The sequence below is a fragment of the Larsenimonas salina genome (genome assembly GCF_023736155.1).
Classification (GTDB): domain Bacteria; phylum Pseudomonadota; class Gammaproteobacteria; order Pseudomonadales; family Halomonadaceae; genus Larsenimonas; species Larsenimonas salina.
This window is the reverse complement of sequence record NZ_JAMLJJ010000003.1, coordinates 37,798-61,907: the sequence shown is the minus strand read 5'-3', so window position 1 is coordinate 61,907 and position 24,110 is coordinate 37,798. Positions and strand designations below refer to the sequence as shown.

25 protein-coding genes are annotated in these 24,110 nt (G+C 62.8%); 15 read left to right on the top strand and 10 right to left on the bottom strand.

The window, feature by feature from the left end; translation table 11 throughout:
• Positions 1-29 precede the first annotated feature (29 nt).
• The 4 genes from NAT23_RS07430 (at position 30) to treA (ending at position 5,925) form a co-directional block, all read left to right on the top strand.
• On the top strand, positions 30-758 hold the full coding sequence (locus NAT23_RS07430) for a gluconate 2-dehydrogenase subunit 3 family protein (protein WP_251926889.1): 729 nt from the start codon (positions 30-32) through the stop codon (positions 756-758).
• Positions 759-867: 109 nt separating this feature from the next.
• Positions 868-2,274 (top strand): c-type cytochrome, encoded by a 1,407-nt coding sequence (locus NAT23_RS07425; protein ID WP_251926887.1) that lies wholly within the window; start codon positions 868-870, stop codon positions 2,272-2,274.
• Positions 2,275-2,277: 3 nt separating this feature from the next.
• On the top strand, positions 2,278-4,053 hold the full coding sequence (locus tag NAT23_RS07420) for a GMC family oxidoreductase (protein ID WP_251926885.1): 1,776 nt from the start codon (positions 2,278-2,280) through the stop codon (positions 4,051-4,053).
• Positions 4,054-4,215: 162 nt separating this feature from the next.
• Positions 4,216-5,925 carry an alpha,alpha-trehalase TreA gene (gene treA / locus NAT23_RS07415; RefSeq protein WP_251926883.1) on the top strand — a complete coding sequence of 570 codons (1,710 nt, stop codon included), beginning with the start codon at positions 4,216-4,218 and terminating at the stop codon, positions 5,923-5,925.
• A 15-nt stretch (positions 5,926-5,940) separates the two neighbouring features.
• Here the strand turns inward: treA and NAT23_RS07410 are convergent, their stop codons facing one another.
• The gene (locus NAT23_RS07410) at positions 5,941-6,834 is read right to left on the bottom strand and encodes a polysaccharide deacetylase family protein (RefSeq protein WP_251926882.1); all 894 of its coding nucleotides are present in this window, start codon (positions 6,832-6,834) and stop codon (positions 5,941-5,943) included.
• A gap of 98 nt (positions 6,835-6,932) precedes the next feature.
• On the opposite strand from NAT23_RS07410, the gene NAT23_RS07405 reads away from it, so the two are divergent.
• A complete protein-coding gene (locus NAT23_RS07405; protein ID WP_251926878.1) occupies positions 6,933-7,640 on the top strand; it encodes a GNAT family N-acetyltransferase in 708 nt (235 codons plus the stop codon).
• A gap of 53 nt (positions 7,641-7,693) precedes the next feature.
• Here NAT23_RS07405 and NAT23_RS07400 read toward each other — a convergent pair whose 3' ends face one another.
• The 5 genes from NAT23_RS07400 to hglS all read right to left on the bottom strand — a co-directional run bounded on the left by NAT23_RS07400 (position 7,694) and on the right by hglS (position 12,250).
• Positions 7,694-8,026, bottom strand: coding sequence for an EthD family reductase (locus tag NAT23_RS07400; protein WP_251926876.1), 333 nt, complete (start codon positions 8,024-8,026; stop codon positions 7,694-7,696).
• A gap of 99 nt (positions 8,027-8,125) precedes the next feature.
• Positions 8,126-9,166: an SPFH domain-containing protein gene (locus NAT23_RS07395; protein WP_251926874.1), complete on the bottom strand. Its 1,041-nt coding sequence runs from the start codon at positions 9,164-9,166 to the stop codon at positions 8,126-8,128.
• Positions 9,167-9,178: 12 nt separating this feature from the next.
• Positions 9,179-9,661: a nodulation efficiency, NfeD-like protein gene (locus NAT23_RS07390; protein WP_251926872.1), complete on the bottom strand. Its 483-nt coding sequence runs from the start codon at positions 9,659-9,661 to the stop codon at positions 9,179-9,181.
• 89 nt (positions 9,662-9,750) lie between these two features.
• Positions 9,751-10,677, bottom strand: coding sequence for a DNA/RNA non-specific endonuclease (locus NAT23_RS07385; protein WP_251926870.1), 927 nt, complete (start codon positions 10,675-10,677; stop codon positions 9,751-9,753).
• A gap of 208 nt (positions 10,678-10,885) precedes the next feature.
• Positions 10,886-12,250, bottom strand: coding sequence for a 2-oxoadipate dioxygenase/decarboxylase HglS (hglS, locus tag NAT23_RS07380; protein ID WP_286009982.1), 1,365 nt, complete (start codon positions 12,248-12,250; stop codon positions 10,886-10,888).
• Positions 12,251-12,429: 179 nt separating this feature from the next.
• On the opposite strand from hglS, the gene NAT23_RS07375 reads away from it, so the two are divergent.
• The 3 genes from NAT23_RS07375 to NAT23_RS07365 all read left to right on the top strand — a co-directional run bounded on the left by NAT23_RS07375 (position 12,430) and on the right by NAT23_RS07365 (position 13,708).
• Positions 12,430-12,747, top strand: coding sequence for a hypothetical protein (locus NAT23_RS07375; protein WP_251926868.1), 318 nt, complete (start codon positions 12,430-12,432; stop codon positions 12,745-12,747).
• A gap of 91 nt (positions 12,748-12,838) precedes the next feature.
• Positions 12,839-13,156, top strand: a complete 318-nt coding sequence (locus tag NAT23_RS07370) for a hypothetical protein (protein ID WP_251926866.1) — start codon at positions 12,839-12,841, stop codon at positions 13,154-13,156.
• Between the two features lie 165 nt (positions 13,157-13,321).
• The gene (locus NAT23_RS07365; RefSeq protein ID WP_251593052.1) at positions 13,322-13,708 is read left to right on the top strand and encodes a hypothetical protein; all 387 of its coding nucleotides are present in this window, start codon (positions 13,322-13,324) and stop codon (positions 13,706-13,708) included.
• Between the two features lie 36 nt (positions 13,709-13,744).
• Here NAT23_RS07365 and nikR read toward each other — a convergent pair whose 3' ends face one another.
• Positions 13,745-14,218 (bottom strand): nickel-responsive transcriptional regulator NikR, encoded by a 474-nt coding sequence (gene nikR / locus NAT23_RS07360; protein WP_251593051.1) that lies wholly within the window; start codon positions 14,216-14,218, stop codon positions 13,745-13,747.
• Between the two features lie 112 nt (positions 14,219-14,330).
• On the opposite strand from nikR, the gene nikA reads away from it, so the two are divergent.
• The 5 genes from nikA (at position 14,331) to NAT23_RS07335 (ending at position 19,411) form a co-directional block, all read left to right on the top strand.
• Positions 14,331-15,941, top strand: coding sequence for a nickel ABC transporter substrate-binding protein (nikA, locus tag NAT23_RS07355; RefSeq protein ID WP_251926865.1), 1,611 nt, complete (start codon positions 14,331-14,333; stop codon positions 15,939-15,941).
• Positions 15,934-16,944 (top strand): nickel ABC transporter permease subunit NikB, encoded by a 1,011-nt coding sequence (nikB, locus tag NAT23_RS07350; RefSeq protein ID WP_251926862.1) that lies wholly within the window; start codon positions 15,934-15,936, stop codon positions 16,942-16,944. The genes nikA and nikB overlap by 8 nt, the downstream gene beginning before the upstream one ends.
• A gap of 85 nt (positions 16,945-17,029) precedes the next feature.
• Complete coding sequence (nikC, locus tag NAT23_RS07345; RefSeq protein WP_251926860.1) at positions 17,030-17,836, top strand: nickel ABC transporter permease subunit NikC; 807 nt, start codon at positions 17,030-17,032, stop codon at positions 17,834-17,836.
• Positions 17,833-18,630, top strand: a complete 798-nt coding sequence (locus NAT23_RS07340; protein WP_251926858.1) for an ATP-binding cassette domain-containing protein — start codon at positions 17,833-17,835, stop codon at positions 18,628-18,630. Before nikC ends, NAT23_RS07340 begins: the two co-directional genes overlap by 4 nt.
• Positions 18,617-19,411, top strand: coding sequence for an ATP-binding cassette domain-containing protein (locus NAT23_RS07335; RefSeq protein WP_251926856.1), 795 nt, complete (start codon positions 18,617-18,619; stop codon positions 19,409-19,411). Before NAT23_RS07340 ends, NAT23_RS07335 begins: the two co-directional genes overlap by 14 nt.
• Before the next feature lie 121 nt (positions 19,412-19,532).
• Here NAT23_RS07335 and NAT23_RS07330 read toward each other — a convergent pair whose 3' ends face one another.
• Together NAT23_RS07330 and NAT23_RS07325 are read right to left on the bottom strand one after the other, a co-directional pair.
• Positions 19,533-20,120, bottom strand: coding sequence for a YceI family protein (locus NAT23_RS07330; RefSeq protein WP_251926849.1), 588 nt, complete (start codon positions 20,118-20,120; stop codon positions 19,533-19,535).
• 21 nt (positions 20,121-20,141) lie between these two features.
• Complete coding sequence (locus tag NAT23_RS07325) at positions 20,142-20,702, bottom strand: cytochrome b (protein ID WP_251926848.1); 561 nt, start codon at positions 20,700-20,702, stop codon at positions 20,142-20,144.
• Between the two features lie 261 nt (positions 20,703-20,963).
• Between NAT23_RS07325 and NAT23_RS07320 the strand changes: the two genes are divergently transcribed.
• Together NAT23_RS07320 and NAT23_RS07315 are read left to right on the top strand one after the other, a co-directional pair.
• Positions 20,964-21,629 (top strand): fumarylacetoacetate hydrolase family protein, encoded by a 666-nt coding sequence (locus NAT23_RS07320; protein WP_251926846.1) that lies wholly within the window; start codon positions 20,964-20,966, stop codon positions 21,627-21,629.
• Between the two features lie 23 nt (positions 21,630-21,652).
• On the top strand, positions 21,653-22,039 hold the full coding sequence (locus NAT23_RS07315; protein WP_251926844.1) for a septal ring lytic transglycosylase RlpA family protein: 387 nt from the start codon (positions 21,653-21,655) through the stop codon (positions 22,037-22,039).
• Between the two features lie 55 nt (positions 22,040-22,094).
• Here the strand turns inward: NAT23_RS07315 and speA are convergent, their stop codons facing one another.
• Positions 22,095-24,008 (bottom strand): biosynthetic arginine decarboxylase, encoded by a 1,914-nt coding sequence (gene speA / locus NAT23_RS07310; RefSeq protein WP_251926842.1) that lies wholly within the window; start codon positions 24,006-24,008, stop codon positions 22,095-22,097.
• Positions 24,009-24,110 lie beyond the last annotated feature (102 nt).

The following is a 24,110-nucleotide window of genomic DNA, read 5'->3' as shown; positions in this document are numbered from 1 at the left end:
GAGCGCCTTAATTGCTTAAGAGATGACCGATGACCGATCAACCCAATAACTGGCAGCGTCGCACCTTCATGCGCCAATCGTTTTTAACGATTCCGGCCATCAGCGCCGTTGCCAGCGTGCCCCTGTCCGCCTGGGCGCAAGACGACACACCGCCCTTGTCCGAGTATTACCCGCGCTTTTTCGAGCCGCAGGAATGGGCCTTCATTCTGGCCGCGACGGACCGCTTGATTCCCGCCGATGACAATGGCCCCGGCGCCATCGCCGCTCATGTGCCTGTATTCATCGATCAGGAATTGGCCGGCGATTACGGTAACGCCTCGGACTGGTACATGGACGGGCCGTTTCTGTCTGACCTGCCCGCCGAGTTCGGGTATCAACTGCCACATACACCTGCCGCGGTCTATCGCCTTGGCATCAAGGCCACTCACGTGTACTGCCAGCGTCAGTACGGCACGTCCTTCGCCGCACTCGACAAGGCGCAGCAAATCACGGTGCTCGAAGCGCTCGAGGCCGGCGAGATCGATTTCAACGCGCTCGGCGTCGCCGACCTTCCCAGCCAAAGCTTCTTTGCCTTTTTGCTCCAAAATACCAAGGAAGGCTTTTTTGCCGACCCCATCTATGGGGGCAATCGTCACATGGCCGGGTGGAAACTGTTGGGCTTTCCCGGCGCGCGGGCCAACTTTCTCGAGTGGGTCGATCAATACGACCGTCCATATCCGCTGGGCCCGGTTAGCTTGAAGGGGCTTCAGAACCGTTGAACGTCGCCCGTTGTTTCTAAATTTTTGGGAACGTTCCCAGTCGTTCGCGACGGTCACACGTATCGACCGCCGTCGCGGGGCGGCGCTGCCACGTTAAAAGAATGCACTCATGAAAAAACGCACTGTAGTACTGATGGCGACGCTGTCGCTTTTTGCGGTTCAGGCGAGCGCCTCGGCGGGGGCATCGTCCGACCCGGACACCCTGGCGCGGGGGGCGTACCTTGCGCGCGCCGGCGATTGCGTCGCCTGCCACACCGCACCGGACGGCAAGCCGTTTGCCGGTGGGCTTGCGATCGAAAGTCCGTTCGGCACGATCTACTCCACCAACATCACGCCGGACACGCACGCCGGCATCGGCGGCTACACCGAACAGGAATTCGCCGCCGCGCTCAGACAAGGCAAGCGCGCCGATGGTGCCAACCTGTACCCGGCCATGCCGTACCCGTCCTACGCCCGTCTGACCGATGAGGATGTGCATGCTCTGTACGTGTATTTCATGCACGGCGTCGAGCCGGTCGAGCACCAGCCGGAACAGACCGATCTGAGCTTCCCGTTCGATCAACGCTGGGGCATTACAGCCTGGAACTGGCTGTTTGTCGATCAGTCGACGTTCACACCGACGCCATCGTCCGACGCCGAGGTAAATCGCGGTCGCTACCTAGTGCAGGGGCTCGGGCACTGCGGCAGCTGCCATACTCCGCGCGGGCTCTTCCAGCAGGAAAAGGCACTCAACGAAGAGGATGGCTCAGAGTACCTGTCCGGGGCGAATCTTAACGGCTGGTGGGCGCCGAGCCTTCGTGGCCAACCCGCGGACGAGGAAGGGGCGAAGGTATCGGGGCTCGCCGGCTGGAGCCGCGACGACATCGCCGAGTATCTGGCCACAGGGCGAAATGCCCACAGCGCGGTAGGTGGGGAGATGACCTCGGTCATCGCCAACAGCACCTCGCATCTGAGCGAGCAGGATCTGACCGCGATCGCGGCGTATTTGAAAACGCTTCCGGCCGAAGGAAGCACCCGCGGCAACGACTCCGACGCAACCGGCGTTGCCAAGGAATCAAGCACCGAGCAGACCCTGACCAGGGCAACCGGTCTGGATGCGGGCGCGCGGCTGTATCTGGACAACTGCAATGCCTGCCATTTCGCTTCCGGCACTGGCGCACCGCGTGTTTTCCCCTCGCTGGTCGGTAATTCACTGGTCAACGCCGAGAATCCGACTGGCCTGATTCACACCATTTTGGCCGGGGCTCAGTTGCCGTCCACGCCGAAAAACCCCGAGCGACTCATGATGCCGGGGTTTGCCTGGCGGTTGTCGAATCAGGAGGTGGCGGCGCTCGCCACCTTCGTTCGCGCCGGGTGGGGCAATACCGGCGGTGCCGTGAGCGCCGAACAGGTCAAGGACGTGCGCGAAACGCTTAATGAGCAACCAGGCTACAGCGGCGCGCCGACGCGTTACGGGGCGAAGACTTCCGCCGAGCACGCAACAGACAATCAGACACCGTCACCGAGCAAGGACTGACACATGACGACGACGAAACCCGGTGTCGATGCCGTTATCATCGGATTGGGCTGGACGGGGTCCATCATGGGCATGGAGCTGACCGATGCCGGCCTCGATGTCCTCGCGCTCGAGCGCGGTGAGGACCGCACTAAGGAAGACTTCCTGTATCCAAAGCCTGCCGATGAGCTTAAATACGGCGTGCGGCTGAGCATGATGCAGCGGCCCAGGCAGGCCACGGTCACCATTCGGCGCAATCAAAACGAGATGGCAGCCCCCCAGCGGCACTGGACCACGTTCCACCCGGGCAACGGAGTGGGCGGTGCCGGTGCGCACTGGACCGGCGTATTGTATCGCGCCACGCCGACCGAGCTTTCGATGAAGCGGTTTGCCGACGAGACCTTTGAGCCCGGCTTCCTGCCGGACAACATGAACATTCAGGACTACGGCGTTACCTACGAAGAGCTCGAGCCGCATTACGATTTCTTCGAGAAAGTGGCGGGGCTGTCCGGGCAGGCAGGCAACGTTCAAGGCGCCCTGATCGAGGGTGGCAATCCGTTCGAGGGGCCGAGGCAGAACCCGTTTCCGCTGCCGCCGCTGCCGCGAACGCTGACTGACACCCTCTTTACCGACGCGACCAGAAAGCTCGGGTGGCATCCGTACCCTTATCCGTCGGCCAATGTCTCCGAGGCCTGGACCAACCCATATGGCATGCAGCTCGGGCCGTGTAATTTCTGTGGCTATTGCAGCAACTACGGCTGCCTCAATTACTCCAAGGCCTCGCCTCAGACCTGCGTGCTCGACGCCCTCAAACGACGCGATAACTTCAGTTACCGCACCCAGTGCGAAGTGACGCGCATCGTCAAAAGCGACGACGGCCAGACCGTCAAGGGCGTGCTTTACACGGATGGCGACGGCAATGAAATCTTCCAGCCGGCGCGACTGGTGATTCTGGCGGCGTTCCCGATCAACAGCGTACGGCTGTTGCTGTTGTCCGAGGTCGGGAAGCCATACGACCCGGTCAGCAACACCGGCGTCGTCGGGCGTAACTTCACCTACCAGTTGACCGGGTCGGTGGACATGTACTTCAAGCGCCACCGGTTCAATCCGTTCATCAATGCCGGCGGCAGCGGGCAGGTCATCGACGATTTCAGCCCGGACACGTTCGATACCGCCCGCCACGGCTTCATAGGCGGCGCCTACATCTACACCACGCAAGGACCGAGCGGCGCGATCGGCGGGGTCAAGGTGCCGCCGGGCTCACCGTCCTGGGGCAGCGAATGGAAGGCCAATGCGAAGGCCCATTACGGCCACCACATGATGCTCGGCTCCACCGGCAGCAATATGGCCTACCGTGATGTCTATCTGGATCTCGATCCGACCTACCGCGATCCGAACGGCGACCCTCTGCTGCGCATGACCTACGACTGGAAAGAGAACGACCTGAAAATGACCCAGTTCATGGGCGATCGCATGCGCGACATCGTGGGAGAGCTCAAGCCGGACTACCACACCGAAAGTATCAAGCGGGTGGGCGATCACTTCGACCCGTCGCACTACCAGTCGACCCACCTGACCGGGGGCGCGATCATGGGCACCGACCCGAATACGTCGGTGGTCAACCGCTACCTCCAGCACTGGGACGCGCACAACCTGTTTGTGCTCGGGGCCAGCGCCTTTCCCCAGAACATGCAGCACAACCCGACCGGCACGGTCGCGGCGCTGACGTACTGGTCGGCCAAGCACATTCGTGAGCGCTACCTGGAAAACCCTGGGCCGCTGATGTCGGCCCAGGGCTGAGTAGCCTAGGGCTTGGTAAATAGGTTGGCGTGGTCGGGCCACGACGAAAGGCGCAGAGGAGGTATTGCCCGAGGTAGACCATCTTGTAAGGTGTCGCTGATATACGTGCGTGGCAACGCAGTGAGCGCATCACACAATAACGGTCATCTTCGGGGAAGCTTCATGCTCAATCATCGTGGTTTACGCGCGCCGGCCCAGTGGGTTTCGGTGCTTTTGTGCGCTGTCGTGCTGTCGGGCTGCGCCGCGTTTTCAGCCGAGCCGACGCCCAAGAGCGCGGCGCACTCGCCCGAGCAGTGGTGGGGCCCGGTCATGACAGCCGTCGCCGAGGCCGAACTCTACCCCGATGGCAAGACGGTGGTGGATCTGATTCCAAAGCGTGACCCGGAGGCCATCGTTTCCGAGTTCGAGGCAAAAACCGTGACGGGGCCGTTGTCCAGGCCGGCGCTTTTGGCCTTCGTCAAGGCCAATTTCGATGAGCCGCCCGCCAATGAAAGCCACCTCGAGGAGCCGGCCAATACGCCGGTCGCCCAGCACATCAAGAATCTATGGCCGGTGCTGACTCGCCGCTCAAGAGAGGTGTCAGCCAACCCCTACAGTAGCCTGGTGGGGCTTCCGCACCCCTACGTGGTGCCGGGTGGGCGCTTCAACGAGATGTTCTACTGGGACAGCTACTTCACCATGGTCGGGCTGGCGCGCAGCGAGCGCTTCGACCTGGTGCGGGACATGGTCGAGAACTTTGCCTGGCTGATCGACCGTTACGGCTTTATCCCCAACGGCACCCGCACCTACTTTCTGACCCGCAGCCAGCCGCCGTTTTTTGCCTCGATGGTGTCGCTTTTGGCGCAAAAAGACGGCAATCAGGTCTATCGCCGCTACCTGCCCGAGCTCATGGCGGAATACCGCTGGTGGATGCGCGGCGCTGAAGAGCTTGCCCCGGGCAGCGCGGGCGCGCACGTGGTCAAGCTTGCGGACGGCACGGTCCTTAACCGCTACTCAGGCGGCGAGAACCGACCACGCGCCGAGTCCTACGCCGGCGACCGGGCGGTAGCGGCAAAAAGTACGCGGCCGGCCAACGAGATCTACGGCAACCTGCGCGCCGCCGCCGAAAGCGGCTGGGACTTCAGCTCCCGCTGGATGGCCGAGGGCACGCATCAAACAAGCATCAACACCCGGGCGCTGGCGCCGGTGGATCTGAACGCGCTGATGTTTAATCTTGAAAAGACGCTCGCGCAGGCGTGGGCAGTGAAGGGGGATGCCGAACAGGCGCGTATGTTTGCCGAGCGCGCCGAGCGCCGCCGCCAGGCGATCAACCACGTGTTCTGGGATTCACGCGGCTTCTACACCGACTACAACTGGCGCACGGAGGAGCTTACGCACCGCGTCACGGCGGCGATGGTCTTCCCACTCGCCTTCGGCATTGCAACGCCTGCGCAGGCTGACGCCACCGCGGCCACCGTGCGCAGTGAACTGCTGCGCCCGGGCGGGCTTGTAACCACGCCGCGCAACACCGGCGAGCAGTGGGACGCGCCGAACGGCTGGGCGCCGCTTCAGTGGCTCGCGGTACGCGGACTCGAGCGCTACGGCCACATCGAGCTTGCTCGCACCATTGCCACCCGCTGGATCGACACCAATGAGCGCGTCTACCGCGAGACCGGCAAGCTGGTCGAGAAATACGACGTCGAATCCGCCGGCGTCGGTGGGGGCGGCGAGTACGAGGTGGTCGATGGCTTTGGCTGGACCAACGGCGTGCTGCTCGATTTCCTCGCAAACTACGGCCCGAACGCCGACGCCCGCACCACCAGCGAGCGGGCCAGGGCGGTGCGGGCGTTCAACCAGAAGCTTCATGAGACCAGCGCTGCCCCGGCGCCGTAGCGCAGCGAATAGCGTTTAGGACGTCTCCGACCACGCCCGGGCGATCTCGCCCGGGGTGGTCCACCATACGCCGTCCTCGAGGGAATGCTCCGCCAGCTCGCGGAGCACCTCGCGCAGCACACGCAGGCGAAACGGCTGCCCGACGATGAACGGATGCAGGGCGATGCCCATCACCAGCGGCTGCTCGGCGGACTGCGCCTTCAGCTCGTGAAACTGATCCCGGATCATGGTCGCGAACTCGTTCATGCTGACGCGATGAGCCGAAATGGTCGGGATGTCGTTGATTTCCTGTGGGTAGGGCACCGACAGCAGCGGCCCGGCCTCGGTGGTCATCGGGCAGGGGCGGTCGTCAAAGGCCCAGTTCAGGGTGTAGTCAAAGCCTGCTTCTTTCAAAAACCCGGGCGTGCGTTCGCTTTCCGAGATCCACGGCGACAGCCAGCCGGTGGGCGGCGCGCCGTAGCGCTCGCTCAACCGCGCGCGGCAGGCATGAATCAGCGCCTGCTCGTCATCGGGCGTCATTTGTCCCTGACGCTCGGCGTTGGTGTGGCCGTGGGCGATCACTTCATCGCCTCGGGCGTGAAACGCATCCAGAAGCGCCGGGCAGTGATCGAGAATCGAGGTGTTGGCGATCACGCCAGCCGGCAGATTGAGCTGATCGAACAGCTCAAGACAGCGCCAGGCCCCGACCCGATTGCCGTATTCACGCCAGCTGTAGTTCAAAACGTCCGGCTCACCGTCAGGAGCGGGCGGGGCGATACCGACGCCTCGGCCCTCGCCAAACGCGTAGTGTTCCAGATTGAGGCCAATATACACCGCAAGCCTGGCGCCGTTCGGCCAGGTCTTGGCGTCGTGTTGGGTGATCGGGCGGTAGTCGAACCGGCCGTGGTGGCGAAGTGGGGAAAGCTGCATGACGACTCCGAGGTGATTTCGTCGACCAAGCGTAGACACTCGCGCGCGGTTCGAGCCAGCGATAACCGGCGTCAAGGCCCTGTCAGGCGTTCGATGACGTGAACGGTTCGACGTGCGTCGGCGCGGCCTATCGATGCGCGCGCGAGATCGAGTACGCTTATCGGTTCACCGAGCCGTCAATGAGCGATGAGATGACCTATCAGGGCGAGCCCCTTCAAATCCAGACGCTGACCGGGAGCGCCATTCGCCCCTGGCTTGATGCGTTGGCCGAGCTGCGCCTCGGCGTGTTTTCGACCTTTCCCTACCTCTATCACGCGCCGAAGGCGGAAGAGTTCGAGTATTTGACGCACTACGTCGAAAGCCCCAGTGCGGCGATTTTTCTGGTGCGTGAAGGCGACCGTGCGGTCGGCATGAGTACGGTCATGCCAATGACCGAGGCCGAGGCCGAGTTTCAGGTGCCGTTTCGTGAGGCGGGCTGGACGCTCTCGAGCCTTGCCTACTTCGGCGAGTCGATTCTGTTGCCCGAGTACCGTGGTCGCGGCCTCGGCCATGCGTTTTTCGAGCGGCGCGAAGCCTACGCGCGAGGCCTCCCAGGCGTGACCCACACCACCTTCTGTGCGGTCGAGCGCCCGGCCGATCATCCCGAGCGGCCTGAGGCCTATCAGCCGCTGGATGGGTTCTGGCGTCGCCGGGGGTATGAGCATCATCCTGAGCTTGCGGCGCATTTCCGCTGGCGCGATATCGGTGATGAGGCGCTGAGCACCAAGCGGCTGTCGTTCTGGATCAAGCCGCTCGAGCCTGCGTGATGACGGTGTTGTGCATTAGTCGGTCAATCGTGCGCCTGTCGGTACGCTGCCCGTTAGTCGGTAAACAGCGGCACCGTGCGGTAAAGGCCAGGTTCGATGTCGGTGAAGTTCGCCACATCGCCCATCAGTGCGCCGGTGCCCGGGGCGTCGAGGCAGGCCTGAAGGGCGTCTTCGTTCTTGAATACGGCCTCGGCGATGGCAATCGTTCCGGCTTCGTTTTGACCGAGTGAGGCGGAAAACAGGACCGAGACGCGCGTGAGCCCGGTGGCTTTCCAGGCCTCGCGTACCTTGGGCAGGTGGTGCTCCAGATAGTAGTCCTGGTCGAAGCGGGCATCGGCCTGGCCGGAGTAAACGATGTAGAGCGTGGCGGGGGCGGAATCAGACATGGGGGCATCCTGCAATAGGGTAAAGCGGCACGATACCACGGCCCTGCGCCTGGTCGGTATCGCGTCTAAGGCGCCGGAAGTGTTCCGGCGCCTGGGCCGTCAACTGCCGAAGGCAGCGCCGCCCATCGCGGCCCGTCCGACGGTCGAGTTCGTGGCGCTGGCGGCGCGGGCGACGTCTTCCGGTGTGCCCGAAAGCTCACGGAACATGCCCATCGAGCCTAGAAGTGCAGAAGACTCATAGGGCACGAACACCCGCTCGCCGTTCTTGGCCATGTCCGGCAGGGTCTTGATGTAGGTCTGACCCAGGAGATAGCCGACGACGGTGCGCTTGTCGTCGATGTCATTACCCAGCGCTTCCAGCACCAGCTTGATCGACTCCTGCTCGCCCTGCGCCCGCAGGATGGTGGCTTCCTTGTCGCCCTCGGCGTTGAGGATCGCCGATTCACGCTCGCCCTGCGCGCGGGCGATGGCAGCGGACTTCTCGCCCTCGGCCTCGGTCACGGTGGCGCGCCGGCGCCGTTCGGCGGCCATCTGAAGGCGCATGGCGTCTTCCACTTCTTCGGGCATGTGAATGTCCTGGACCTCGACGCGGGTGATGCGCACGCCCCACTTGTTCGAGGGCTCGTCCATAGCCGCCTGAATCTTGTCGTTGACCTCGCTTCGCGATTCGAAGATACGGTCCAGCTCCATCTTGCCAACTACCGAGCGCAACGTGGTCTTGGCTAACACCTCGATCGCCTGGCTGACATTTTCGACCTCATACACTGCCGCACGCGGATCGATGATCTGAAAGTAGAGCGCGCCGTTGATGCGCACCGTCACGTTATCGGTGGTCACCACCGGCTGACCGGGGAAATCCATCACCGTTTCGCGGCGGTCGATGCGGGCTTCGGTGCTCGAAATGGGAATGTAATCCTCGCCGCTTCGGGTGTAGCGAATCATGGTGATTGCGCGGGGCTGATCGATGAAGGGGATGATGAAGTTGATGCCGCTTTCAAGCAGCCGATTGAACGAGCCTAAACGCTCGATCACCATCACCTCGGACTGGCGGACGATCACCAGGCCCTTGGCAACCACGATGATCCCGAGAATCAGGATGATCAGTGCAATCAGAAAGGTCGGGCTTTGCAGTAGCGTCATGAGGTGGTGTTCCTATGTCTCGGTCTTGGAGAGGGTGTCAGTGACGGGGTCGGGCACCACGATGGCGGTAGTGCCCTCGAAATGATCGAAGCGCACGCGCATGCCCATCGGAATCGGGCGCTCGGGGGCGTCCCGGTCACGTACGCGGTAGGTGTCGCCCTTGATCTTGATTGCAGGCGTCTGGTCGAACTCGCGGGGCTCGGTGATGAAGTGATAGCCCTGCTCGACCCCGGTGCCGGTGGTGCCGTAGCCCTTGGCCTTGGGGCTGGTGTGGCGGCCGATACGTTTGATCGACACCGGCACCAGGGCGCCTGCCAGAACGCCCACCCCTGCGAGCTGCCAGATCAGCGTTGCGCCGAACAGCGCCAGTAGCGCACCGCCGAGCGCCGCCGCTGCGAGCGCCAGAAACACGAAGGCACCTGCGCCCAATACCAGCTCCAAAAGTGCCAGTATCAGCGCAAGCGCCCCCCATACCCAACTGTCTGTCCACGCCATGCCGGTGTCTCCCGGGTGCTGTACACGTTTTCAATGGCAAGGATCATCGCATGAATCGCTAATGGAGGTAACCGCTCAGGTGTCCAGGCTTACACGTGAATGTCACCCAGTCGGTCTAGTTGGATGTCGATGCGCGCGCCCGTGATACGCTCTTCGTTACTCAGGCCATCGTGGTCGCGAAGGTCGCCGAAATCGAGGCCGGTCAACGCCTCGATGCGGGCCACGCTTTTCTGAAAGGTCTTGTACTGGCCGAAAAAGAGCCCGAGGTTGTCATCGAGTTCCTTGTCCTGCGCGATCAGGTAAGCGGTGGCGCGTGGGGCGTCGTCTGGGGTGCGAAAGGCGACCACTTTCCAGAACGCCTCGGGGATCTGTACGCCGCGATAAGTGCGATCACTCTCCTTGAAGACCGGCCCTGTAAAGATGCTGACCTTGCCCTTGTCCTTCACGGCGTTGCCGAGCAGGTAGTCCTCGAGTCCCAGCCAGGTCTGCTGGTTGAAGGCCGCCATCTGCGGGGTGCAGTTGGTGAAGTGGAAGGTGTCCTCGTTGGCCTGTTCGGCGTCCTCGCCCCAGCAGGCGGCCGAGCGGCGCACCAGATGTCCCCGGTCGAGCGGGTTTCTGGCATAAAGGTCTTCCCCACACTGGGCCTCAAGCGCGAGCCGGCCATCGAGCGCCCAGTGGTCGTTACCGCGGGCGACACTGCGGGCTTGTCGACCATCAAGATTGAAGGCGGTGAAAAACGCCAGCCGTCGGGGCTCGTTCATCACGATCGAAAAGTGGGTGTAGTCAAGCCGGCCATCGTCGCGGCCCTCGACCGGGGCAACACGCCCCGGGGCGTTTTCGGTCACGTGGGGAAGGTCGATCTTGAACTCGTCCAGAAAGGCCGCGTCATAGCCGGCTCGGCCTTCAAACGCTGCCGCGGGCGTGACGTTTTGCCGGGCGGTGGCGGCCTGGATGCCCTTTGGCGTGGACGCTGGATCAAGCGGGGTAAGGTCGTGAAGGCGTGGATGCGATGACATGCTCGGTCCTTTCGGTGGTCGGTTGGCAAGTGGATATGCGCGCCTTTCCGAGCATGGCAAAGATTTCAGGGTTTGCACGGTGGTGTTTCGTGATCGATGCGCCCCATGTCATGTATGTGAGGCAGAGGTTGATCTGGCCATGAAGCCCAATCCCGCCAAAGCGCCAGACATGGTGTGCCTGGCGCTTTGGCAGGTGGCGGTGTGGCGCTCAGGGCGCGCCTTTTTCGAGCGTACTTTGTACGGCCTCGAGCGAGGTGCGCTCACGGTTTTCATAAAGCGCGAATTCGTCGGCCACCGAGGCCCCGAGCGCGGCTTCGAATGCCGCCTGATTGCCGCTTCCCATCGCGCCGTGCGCCTTGGCCTCGCCGAGATTCGATTGAAAAATACCCGCGGCCGAGACCGGCAGGAAGTCTTCATAGACGATCGGGGTGGCCTCGATGAGGCCGCGCTCGATCAGGTCGTCGATATCGTGTGTGTCGATGGTGCTGTCTGCGTCGGGCGTGCCGCTTAAACGGTAGGTGAAGTAGGCAAGTCCCTGGCGTCTGAGCGTTGGTTCGTCGTCCGGGAAGTCGGTGAAGGCGTCGCTCAAGGCCTGCTGGTGGGCGTCTTGTGAGAGTCCGGCGGTCGCGTCGCGTGAGGCGGTGAGCAGTCGGTCGTACAGTGCTCGGCCCTTGGGGGTGAGGGCGACGCCGCGCTGTTCGATTTCACCGAAGCGGGCGGTGTGGGTGCCGTGGTGGCGGCCGGCAAAGTCGATGGGTTCCTCGAGCGCCTTGAAGCTGGTCTGGCGCAGGAGAATCGGCACTTCACGCCGGGGCGGGCCTTCGATGATGGCCTTGGGCGCTATGCCGGCCTCCGGCATCTGGCGCTGTACGGCGTCGATGTCGAGCGTTCTTGGCGTCAGGTGGTTGATGTGGGGGCCCTTGAAGCAGACCACATCGGCGATCAGGCGGTGTTCGTCGTGCAGCGCCTGATAGGTTGCGTAATCGACCGTGGCTTCCGGGTGCCAGCGGAAGGTTTCCAGCGCCTCGGCCACAAAGCGGTCGGCGTCCTCAGCGGTCAGCCCGCCGTGTTGCTCGGCGCGCTCGATCAATGAAATCGCGCCATCGGTAAAGATCTGACGTTTCGCCAGAAGCGCGCTCGCCTGCGCTCGCAAGGCCTCATTGTCGATCAGCTCGAGACGAAGGAGTGAGGTGAATACGCGAAAGGGGTTTTTCTTGAGCTCCTGCTCGCTCACTGGTCGAAAGGCGGTGGAATGTACCGGTACGCCGGCTTCCGAGAGATCGTAATACCCCACCGGAAACATCCCCATGACCGCGAACAGCCGACGCATCGTGTGAAGCTCCTCGGCGGTGCCAAGGCGAATGGCGCCGTGACGCTCGAGTCCGAGTCGCGCAAGCTCATCGCCGTTTTCAAGGCGTGCGTGAAGGGCGGGGTCATTTTCGAGCACAGAGCGATTGACCGTGTCGACCAGCGACAGGAGCGTGGCGTACTGCGGTACTTCGGTTTGATACATTGCCGACATCGCGCTCGAAAAGCGGGTACGAATGACGCTTGGGTCCAGAAAGGTCGCCAAGATAAGCCTCCTTGCAATGTCCGATCTCGGGGTGGGCGCTGTCTGTTCGCCGTGCAATCTTCAGTGAACGCCTACCGCTGTGCATTTTGCTTAACCTGAACTTAATTATCGGTTTGGTGTCTCAGTAATACGCCGACGCACGGTCTGTCGGCAACCGTTCATTTTGATCAGGAGACACCATGGGGTTACCCAGATTAATGCTTGCCGCCTCGCTTTCGACGGTACTTTTCATCCCGAATGCCTTTGCCGCGCCTCACGCGCCTTCGGCACCGGTGGTCAAGCAGTGCATCGAGGCTGCGCACCAGGGCGCCGAGCAAACACAGGGGCTGCCGTTTGAGCACAGCAATGTGGTGCGCTACCACGAAGGCACGCCGTATCGGCTAAGGGTCAGTCTTAGAGGTAACGGCAATGCCTATTACAACGTCACCTGCCAGGTGGATAAGAAAGGCGGTGTGACCTATCAGGGCTTTGAGCTTGGTGGGCAGCCCGTCGAGTAGCGTTTGACGCAGGCGGAGACCGCTCGTTGTGTCTATGATAGGAGCACGTCCTTCACGCGATGGCGACGATGCCGACACAAGGAGTGGTGTTATGAATATGTTGAAGCTTTCCGGGGCGGCGCTGGCCTCGGTAATGATGGTCTCGCTGGCGCAGGCGGCACCGCCGAAAACGCCGGACAATCCGATGGTAAAAGAGTGCATGAACCTTGCCGTCAAGGATTCGCCCAAGCTCGAAGGCCTGCCCTATGGCCAGGACAATATCGATGACTATACCCAGGGTGAACCGTTCGATCTCGAGGTTACGCTCTACGGCCAGGGCAATGCGCTGTTGAACCTGAAGTGCAATGTCGATGAAAGCGGAAGCGTCAGCTACAAGGGCCACGACCGCAACGGCAGCTGGGCCGACTAGGTCTAAAGCCGAGTTCATATGCCTTAAAAAGCCTGCCATGTGCAGGCTTTTTTTATGAAGATGTTTATGCCGGCGTGACGGATCGTCGCGTCCCACCATGGTGTAAGGGGGGTAGGCGAGAAATCGCGTTAAACTTTAAGAACATCTTATTCAAGGAGGCTCATCATGTCCGAACAGACCGCGCTTTGCGAACTCGGCGAAATCGATCTTCTTGACGACAACATCTCGACCTCGCATGAGGTTCAAAAACGCAACGTGCGTCAGCTCTACCTGCTTTCTGTCGAGGTGCGGGCACTGATGGACGTCGTGTGCAACAACGGCCAATCGAGCCTTCTGGCCGACCGGCTCGAGCATCACGCCGAAAAGCTCGAGTCCCGGTTTCTGGAGCGCGCCGAGAAGCGCCGCTCATTGTCGCTGACCTATCAGTTTTTCAAAAAAGAGTGCGATGGCTTCGATCAGCAGGTGCGTTCGCTGGTGTCCGAGCTGCGTGCGCTCGATGACGATCGTGGCGAAATGGCCGACCGCGTTCACGACGACCACACCGCCTACTAAGCATTCGCGCTGACCCTGCCAAGCGTTCGCGCTGACCTAGCTGTCCCGCACGCGCCAGTGCGTGTGGGGCTCGACCTGATCGCCGTGGGCATGTTCTTCGATGTCCGGGGCGATCGGCACCATGAACACCCGCCCATGGCGAACGCCGCGTTCGCTGATTACCCGCTCCGTCAATGCATGCACACTGTTGCTTTCCCCCTTGAGTACCGCCACCGCCATTGAGTGATGGTGATCGAGCGGTATTTCCTGCGTGGTGTGAATCAGGGAATGATGCCGGTGAAAGAGCGTCGATAGCCGCTGTGCAAGATCACGGGTGGCATGGTCGAACACCCAGCTAAGCGTTGCGATGCAGTGTTTGGCGGGTTCGGGGCTGTGCGTGCTCGAATCGAGCAGTCCTGTCCGCAGAAGATCGCGCACCGCTTCCGAGCGGCCCTGATAATTGTGGCTTTTGACCCGGGCATCGATGGCCGACAGCAGGTCCTCGTCAAGCGTGATGGTGACGCGTTGCATGATGGGCTCGCAGGGTATGAGGAATCTGGATAGACATCATATCAGCGCTTCGCTAGGCTCATCACCCCCATGACCTTCCTCCTTGATGACGCTTGAGCAGGCTCTGATCACGATGAACGATTTGCGACGCGGGTGCTGCGCACTCGTGCTGATGGCGCTGACGCTGGTCACGCCGATGAGTCAGGCCGATGGGCCGATCCTGGATGTAGCCTGGCCGTTTGACGTTGGCCCGCTGGATAGCCAGGGCTATGGCGCCAATCAGATGATGGCGCAGGCCATGGTCTATGAGCCGCTGGTTCGGTTTCACGACGGTAAGATCGAGCCCTGGCTTGCAACCAATTGGGACATTTCCGACGACGGGCGCACCTACGTATTCACTCTTCGCGACGGCGTGCGCTTCAGTGACGGCGCGCCGTTTGACGCCCGGGCGGTGAAGGCCAACGTGGACGCTGTTCTTCAATGCCGTGACCGCCACGACTGGCTCGCGCTGGTGAACAAGATCGAGCGGGTCGAGGTCCGTGATGCGCGAACCGTTGCGCTGGTGCTGAAAACGCCGTACTACCCAACCCTGATGGAGCTGTCGCTGATCCGCCCGCTGCGGTTTGCATCCTCAGGCGTGCTCCAGACCGAAAGCGAGCACGGCGATGCCGGAGCCAGGACAGGCCAGGACGCCTGCCGTCTTTCCCGGCCTATCGGTACCGGCCCCTGGGTCTTTTCAAAGCGTGAGCCGGGCCGGGTCGACCACTTCACCCGTAACCCCACGTACTGGGGTACCGCGCCGGCCTACGCAGGCGTCGACATTCATATCATCAATGATCCGAACACCCGGGCCGTTGCGCTCGAAACCGGCAAGGTCGATCTGGTTCAGGGCACCCGGGGGCTTGTGTCGAGCGACAGCTTCCAGCGCTTTACGCAGGATCCTCGCTTTAACGCGCGCGCCTCCAAGCCGCTTGCCACGCGAACGTTCGTGATCAACGCAAGCCACGGGCCGACTGGGGACGTCCGCGTGCGCCGCGCCATCGAGCACGCCATCGACACCGACGCGATGCGTACCTCGCTGCTTTTTGACACCGAACCCAAGGCGGGCGCGCTGTTTTCATCCGATGTGCCCTACGCCGATGTGGCTCTGACGCCGTACGCCTTTGACCCGAATAAGGCCCGGACGCTGCTCGATAACGCCGGCTGGGCGCGCGGAAAAGATGGCCTGCGCTCGAAGGCCGGCACACCGCTGACCCTCGATGCCTATTTTGTCGGCGACGACCCGCTTCAAAAGGCGCTTTCGCAGGTGATGCAGGCCAATCTGGCCGACATCGGCATACAGGTACGGCTTCACGGCGAGGAAGAAACGGCGCTGATGCAGCGCGAGCGCAACGGCGGGTTTGACCTGGTCTACAGCGACACCTGGGGCGCCCCTTACGAGCCGCATGCGTATTTAAGCTCGATGCGAGTGCCGGCCCACGCCGACTATCAGGCACAAAAAGGCCTTGCCGACAAGGCCGAACTCGACCGCGCCATCGTCCGCGTGCTGACGCTTCAGGATGAGACCGAGCGCCGGGCGCTGTATCACGACATCCTCACGCGTCTGCATGAGGCGGCAATCTATGTGCCGATCACCCACGTGACGTCGCGCTCGGTCAGTCGGCCAGACGTCGACAACGTGCAGTTCGGCGACACGCTTGAAGATGTGCCCTTTGCGCGCATGAGGCCGGCCCGCGATGAGTGAGGCAGCCTCTCCGGCGCTCACGCGTCGTCGGTTCGAGCCGCTGTGGCGGCTGGCCGGACGACGGTTGGCGCTGATTCCGCTGTTGATGCTGATCGTCTCGCTTGCGATGTTCGTGCTCCTGCATCTCGGGCGGGGGGACCCGGCGCTCGATTACCTGCGTCTTTCCGGCATCGCGCCGAGCGAGCAGGCCGTGGCCACCGTAAGGCACCAGCTCGGGCTTGATCTACCGCTCTGGCAGCAGTACGGCCAGTGGCTCTGGAATGCGCTTCACCTTGATTTCGGCACGTCCTACATCACCGGGCGCCCGGTGCTCGCGGAGCTTTTCAATTATCTGCCGGCCACGCTCTGGCTGGTTGCCGTGGCGTTTTGCGTGACCGTCATTTTCAGCGTGCTGCTTGGGGTGATCGCCGGCAGCTACCCTGAGCGCCTGCCGGATCATCTGGTGCGCGCCGTGGCATTTCTCGGGGTGTCGCTGCCGAACTTCTGGCTGGCCTTTTTGATGGTGCTGGTGTTTTCGATCTGGCTTAAATGGCTGCCGCCGATGGGCTACGGCGGCCCGAGTCATTTCGTGTTGCCGGCGATTGCGATTTCGGTGATGACGATCTCGATCAACGCGCGGCTGCTTCGAACCTCGCTGGTGGAGGTGGCTGGTCAGCGCCATGTCCATTACGCCCGTCTTCGTGGGCTGTCGCCGTCCAGGCGCCTGCGCGCGCACATTCTTCCGCACGCGCTGCTGCCGCTGCTAACCGCCTCCGGCATGGCGATCGGTGAGCTGATCGGCGGTGCGTTTGTGATCGAAAACATCTTTGCCTGGCCGGGTGTGGGCCGCTTTGCGGTCGAGGCGATTCATAACCGGGATTTTCCGGTGCTGATGTGTTTCACGCTCTTGATGACGCTGGTGTATGTGCTTGCCAATCTGGGTGTCGATCTGGTGCACGCCTGGATCGACCCGCGGGTGCGCCGCCGCACGCAAGGGCCGGCGCCCGGGGGTGAGCATGCGTGAGGCGAGCATGAGTGAGGCGAACGTGAGCGAGTCTTCGTCGTCGACATCGCATAAGGCGTGGCGGCTGTCGCTAAGGTGTCGCACCGTGACCACGCTGATCGGGCTGATGCTGGTGGTCGTGCTTGTCGGTGTGGCGCTTCTGGCGCCGGTGCTGAGCCCGTACGACCCGAACGCGGTCGATGTCGCGCACAGGCTCTCGCCGATGAGCGCCGAGCACTGGCTCGGTACCGATGGCCTCGGGCGCGACGTGCTGACCCGGCTCATGTTCGGGGCCCGGCTGTCGCTTGGCACCGTGGCCGCGATTCTTGCGCTGGTATTCGCGATCGGGCTTTTGATCGGGAGCCTTGCCGGGCTTGCCGGCGGCCGGGTCGATCAGTACCTGATGCGCGGCGCCGACCTGTTTTTGACCCTGCCGACGTTCGTGACCGCCATGTGCCTGATCGGGGTGTTGGGCCCTGGTATGGGCAGTGTCATCATCGCCGTCGCCGTGACGCACTGGGCCTGGTACGCGCGGGTGGTGCGGGTGCTGGTAATGTCGATTCGTGAGCGCGACTACGTTCAGGCCTCGATCATGTGCGGCGCCTCGCGCTGGGCGGTGTTTCGCCATCATATGCTGCCAAGCATCAGCGCGCAGATGCTGATCCTTCTGACGCTCGATCTCGGGCACATGATGCTGCACGTGGCGGCGCTGTCGTTTCTGGGGCTTGGCGTTTCACCGCCCACTGCCGAATGGGGCGTGATGATCAGCGATGCCCGTGAGCTGATCTGGACCCAGCCCGGGCTGATCATATGGCCGGGGCTTGCCATTTTCGCAAGCGTCACCGCGTTCAACCTGTTAAGCGATGGCGTGAGAGACCGCCTCGACCCGGCGCTCAAGGAGATGCACGGATGACCTCGATGTCTTCATCGCAGGCGCGGCCAGAGATGGCGCTGACGCTGTCGCCGCTGTCGATCCATCATGGCCCGCGCCCACTGGTGCAGGAGGTTTCGCTGTCGGTGCCACCGGCTCGACTGGTCACGCTGGTCGGCCAGAGCGGTTCTGGAAAATCACTGACGGCGTCGGCCCTTGCCGGCACGCACCTGCCCGGGCTTCGCTACTCAGGCGGTGAGGTTCGATCAGGTGGTGAGGTGCAATCAGGTGGCGGTGTCCGGCTGGCGCATGTGCTGCAAAACCCGCGCACGGCCTTTAACGCGCTGATGACCATGGAGGCGCATGCGCTTGAAACCCTGGCAACGCTTGGGGTGCGGGGGGCAACGGCGCAGTCGCGCGTCGATGAGGCGCTCACGCAGGTCGGGCTCGCGCTCGAGGTCAAGCCACTGTATCCGTTCGAGCTTTCTGGCGGCATGCTGCAGCGCATGATGATTGCCATCGCGCTGCTTCGTAAGGCCTCGTTCGTGATTGCCGATGAGCCGACCTCCGATCTGGACCCGCGCGCCCAGCACCGCATTCTCACGCTCCTGAGCGAGCTTGTGCATCATCACCGGCTCGGGGTGCTTCTGATTACGCACGATCTGGGGGTGGTCGCGGCCTTTGCCGACGAGGTGCATGTGATGGCCGATGGGCGGCTGGTGGAGTCCACCACGCCCGAGCTTTTGTTCGAGCGCCCGCAAAGCGCGGCCGCGCGTGATCTTTTAAGCGCTCATCGGGCGCTCTACGGCGAGGAGGGGTTCCATGCTGGCGCTTGAGAACATCGATCACTGCTATGGCGACCGTCGCGTGCTTCACGACGTGTCACTGTCAGTCGCAAGGGGTGAGCGTGTGGCGCTGGTCGGCGGCAGCGGTGAGGGCAAGAGCACGATTGCCCGGCTGGCACTGGCCCTCGAGCGTCCGTCTCAGGGGGAGGTCAAACTCGACGATGCGCCGGTCGGTCGCCGCGGGCGCGCGCTCAAGGCGTTTCGGCGCCAGGTGCAGGGCGTCTTCCAGGATGGCCCCGGCGCGGTCAATCCGGGCCACACTATCGGGCGCATCATCGAGGAGCCGCTGGTGCATCTGAGCCGACACTCGGCGCGGGCCCGCAGGGCGCGGGTCGAGGCCCTGCTCGAGGTGGTGAAGCTGCCGGCGAGCTACGCCGCCTATCTGCCGCATCAGCTTTCCGGCGGGCAGCTCCAGCGCGTGTGTCTGGCGCGGGCGCTGGCGATCGAACCGGCCTATCTCGTCTGTGATGAGGCAACCTCAGGCCTCGACACCGTGCTTCAGGTCGAACTGACCCGGTTTCTGGCCGAGACCTGTGACCGTACCGGCATGGGCCTTCTGTTCATCACCCATGACCTGAGACTTGCCCGACGGCTCTGCCATCGGTTGATCGCAATCGAACAGGGCCGGCTTGTCGATGACGTGATCGCCGGGACCGCGTTCACCCACCCGGCCGCAAGGGCGCTTGAGGAGGCGGTGTTGCCGCTTGCGCCAATCAAGGCCTCTGCACACAAGACGCACCGCGCCCCGCAGCACGCCGACGCTGTGGTGTAGCGCACTGCCACTGAACCCTGTATCGACGTGGGTACCAAAAAGGCCCCGACACGATGTGCCGGGGCCTTTTTACGTCACTAGCGCCCTTGATGTAGCGGCGTTGGTTGGGCGTAGACGCGCGTTACTGGCGGATGCCTTCAAACGTTACGTAGATCGTCACATCCTTGGAGGCGTCACCGAGCGAGCTCATGTCGATGCCGAAGTCGTTCGGCTGGATGGTGGCTTCAGCCTCGAAGCCCTGGCGGTAGCCGCCCCACGGGTCGTCACCGCCACCGATGCGGTCGACGTCGAAGGTGACCGGCTTGGTCACGCCGTGCAGAGTCAGGTTGCCCTTGAGCTCGCCTTCGAACTTGTTGTCGTCATCCGGGGTGTAGCCTGTGGACACGAACTTGGCGGTCGGATACTCGCTTGCGTTCAGGAATTCCTTGCCTTTCAGGTGCTTGTCACGCTCGGCGTGATTGGTGTCGAGGCTGTCGGTGTTGACGGTCACCTCGACGGAGGCGTCCTTGACGTTGTCCGGGTCAAAGCTGAAGTGACCGTCGAGATCGTTGAACTGGCCCAGAAGCCAGGAGTAGCCCAGGTGCTGAACCTTGAACTGAACGAAGGCGTGCTGCCCTTCGGTGTCGATCTTGTAGTCGGCGGCAAGCGCAGGTGTTGCGAGCGCGCCCATCATGGCAGTGGCCAGGCCTGCACGAAGCAGTGAAGTCATGATCTTGCTCCTTGAATTGCGTTAGTGAGACGTCGTGTCGTTGTGGTTTATCCCCACCATGCGGCGCAGGGTGTCGTGCTTGTCGATCACATGATGCTTGATCGCGAACAGTGCATGCCCGGCGGCCAGAATGACCAGTGCCCAGGCGCAGTACCAGTGGATGCTGCCGGCGATGGTGGCTTGGTCCTTGAACGGGGTAAGCAGTGCCGGCACCGTCACCCAACCGAATACGTCAATGCCCTTGCCTTCGGCGGTGGAAATCAGATAGCCGGTCACCATGACGGAAACAAGCAGGGCATACAGAAGAAAATGACCGGCGTGCGCAGCGCGGCGCTCGAGCGGCGCGCCCTGGGACGGGGGCGCGGCGGTCACCAGCCGGGTCCCCACGCGAAGCGCGGTGACCGCAAGCAGCGTGATACCAAAGGACTTATGCCACCAGGGCGCCTGGTGATACCACGGGTCGTAGTAGCCAAGCCCGGTCATCCACCACCCACTCGAGAACAGGCCGATAACGGCCAGGGCGCTGAGCCAGTGAAGGCTTCGAATCGTAAGGTTCCATCGGGCTGGGCGGGTGGCGGGCATTGAAATTCCGGGTATGGGGATGCGTTAAGGGTCGGTGCTGCGTCGTGTGTCAGCGTGTAACGTGATTCCTTCAAGGCTACGACAGCCCTGATGAGGGCGAAAGTGAATTTAACTGGCGTTTCGATTCGAAAAAATCGTTTTAAGAAAGGGTTAAGAGCAGATTTTGTTGAGTGCGGGCTGTGCCGGGCGCGGCATGGACGGTTGCGCACCCGGGTAGGTAACGCAGTAGTATGCGATGACTCAACGACAAGGAGAGCGGTCATGGCATTCGCGCCTCGCTTCATCGATGGCAAGGTTTTCGGGCAGGATCTTGGCAAGATCGTCTGTGTGGGACGTAACTACGCGCGCCACGCACGTGAACTCGGCAATGAGGTGCCAACGTCACCGATTCTGTTCATCAAGCCCGCAAGCAGCGCCGTTGATCTGTCGAAACCGATCGACCCTGTTCGTACGGCCGACGGGGTGCATTATGAGGCCGAGCTTGCGCTGTTGATCGGCAAGCGCGTCAGCCGCGCCTCACCCTCGGCGGCGTGTGAGGCGATCGTCGGCATGGGGCTGGCGCTCGATCTGACCCACCGTGATGTTCAGGACGAGCTCAAGGCCAAGGGGCACCCCTGGGAGCGGGCCAAGGGCTTTGACGGCGCCTGCCCGCTGACGCCATTCGTTCCGGTCAAGGGGCGGTTCATCGACTGGAGTGACCTGCGCTTCTCGTTCGACATCAACGGCGAGCTGTGCCAGCGCGGCCACACCGCGCAGATGCTGTTTCCCGTCGACCGGCTCTTGTCCGAGATCAGCCACAGCTTCACGCTGGAGCCGGGGGATGTGGTACTGACCGGTACGCCCGAAGGCGTCGGGCGGCTGCCTCGTGGCGCCCGGTTGACGCTTGCCATCGACGACTGGCTCTTTCTCGACACGTCGTCGGTCTAGTTACTTCATTCGAGACAAGCACCATGATTCAACACGCACGCAATGTGGCCTTGGGCGCCGGGCTACTACTGAGCCTTGCCGGCTGCGCCGGCCATCAGGTCCTTGACGCAGGAAGCGTCGAGCGGGGTGAGGCAAGCTACTACGCCGAGCGCTACAACGGGCGCACCACCGCCAGCGGCGAGCGCCTGGATACCGCCGCGCTGACCGCCGCGCATCGACGCCTGCCGTTCGGCACCCGCGTCGAGGTCACCAACCTTGATACCGATCAGAGCGTCGAGGTGCGCATCAACGACCGCGGTCCGTTCACCCGGGGCCGCATTATCGATCTGACCCCGGCCGCGGCTCGGCGCATCGGGCTGACCGAGTCCGGCGTCGCGCCGGTGGCCGTACAGGTGACTCAGCGCCCCTGACGCCCCGTTCTAAAAGGGCCGCAGAGGCAGCGCGGCGCTTTCAGCGCTGTCGCGCTCAAGGCTCCAGGTAGGTGTAACCCTCGAGCCCAGCCTCGAGTTCGTCCATGAAGCGGGCGCGCTCGGGGCCGGAAAGCTCGCAGTGCATCAGCTGGCGTCGCAGGCGCTCCTTGAGGTGGCCGGCGTCGAAATTGACGTAGCCAAGCACGTCCGCCACCCGGTCGCCCTGGATCGGGGTGCCGAGCCGCCACTGGCCGTCCTCACCGAGGGTGACGTCGATGGAGTCGGTATCGCCGAACAGGTTGTGCAGATCCCCCAGAATTTCCTGATAGGCCCCGACCAGGAAAAAGCCCATCAGCTTCGGCTCGTCATCGCGCCATTCCGGCAGCGGCAGGGTAGCCTCGATCCCCTGGCCGTCGACGTAATGGTCGATGCGTCCGTCGCTGTCGCAGGTGATGTCCTGAATCACGCCGCGCCGAGTGACCGGTTCGGTCAGGTTGGTCAGCGGCAGAATCGGGAAAATCTGATCGATGCCCCAGACGTCCGGCAGCGACTGAAACAGCGAGAAATTGACGAACAGCTTGTCGGCGAGTTTCTCGTTGAGCTCATCGAGAATTTCACGGTGCGCCCGGCTTGTTGGATCAAGGAGCCCGTGAAGGCGTCGGCAGCCCGCCATGTAGATCGATTCGCCCGCGGCGCGCTGGGCAAGCGTTGCATCGCCCAGTACGAAGCGGTCCTGCAGCTCGCTCATTGCCTGATACAGGTCGTGGTAGTACTCGATCAGCCGCCGTGCGACCGGCGCCCGCTCGAGCCGCTCGAGCGTAAGCCACAGGCTATCGAGCTGCGGGTCATCGCCCTCGATCCGCTCGGGCAGGGTGCTGGCACCCTGGCGCTCTTCCTCGATCACCTGCGTGATCAGTACCGCGTGATGCGCGGTCAGCGCCCGGCCCGATTCCGAGATGATGTCTGGGTGGGGCAAACCTTCGGCGTCGCAGAGCTGATGAAAGGCGCCGACGACGTTGTTGGCGTACTCCTGCATCGAGTAGTTCATCGAGCAGAAGCTGCGTGAATGCGTGCCTTCGTAGTCGACGCCAAGCCCGCCGCCGACATCCACGACCGCGATGGGTGCGCCGGCGGCCCTGAGGCTCTGATAAAACCGGGTGCATTCGCGCAGGCCGCGCTGAATGTCCCGGATGTTGGCGATCTGGGAGCCCAGATGGAAATGCACCAGTTGGAGCGCGTCGAGCTTGCCGGCGCGCTCGAGCTGATCGACGATGCCAAGAATCTGGGTCGCGGTCAGGCCGAACTTGGATTTCTCGCCACCGGTGTTCTGCCACTTGCCCTTGCCGATCGACATCAGCCGGGCCCGCACGCCAATGCGCGGTGTAACGCCGAGCGCCTCGGCTTCATCCAGAATCAGCTGCACTTCGGCGTGCTTTTCGACCACCAGATAGACCGTATGACCCAGCTTTTCGCCCATCAGCGCCAGCCGAACGTACTCGCGGTCCTTGTAGCCGTTGCAGACGATGGTGCTCTGCGTTTCAGACGACAGCGCAAGCACTTCAAGGAGCTCTGGCTTGCTGCCGGCTTCCAGGCCGACCCGGCCCCGGCCGCGCTCGGGCGTGGCCAGCAGTTCCTCGACCACCCGGCGCTGCTGGTTGACCTTGATCGGGTAGACCGCCGTGTATTGGCCTGTGTAGCTCGAGGCGGCAATGGTGTGATCGAAGGCGGCGCAGAGCTGTTCGACCCGGTCATGCAGAATGTCGGTAAAGCGCACCAGCACCGGCAGGCGCAGGCCGGCCTCCTGCAGGGTATGGGCAAGCTCCGGCAGCGAGCGGGTACGCGGGTCGTGTTCGCCGCCTGGGCGCACCAGCGCATGGCCCTGGTCATCGACGTCGAAATAGCCACTGCCCCACTGGTCGATGTTGTAGGTGGCAAGCGCCCGGGTAACGGCGGAAGAAGAAACGGTCATCGAAGCTCCACGTCGGAAAACACCTGTCGTCTGGAAACACCTGACGTTCGAATGCATCTGTGATGCACGCATCATACAACAAGGCCGCCCGGTGGGCGGCCT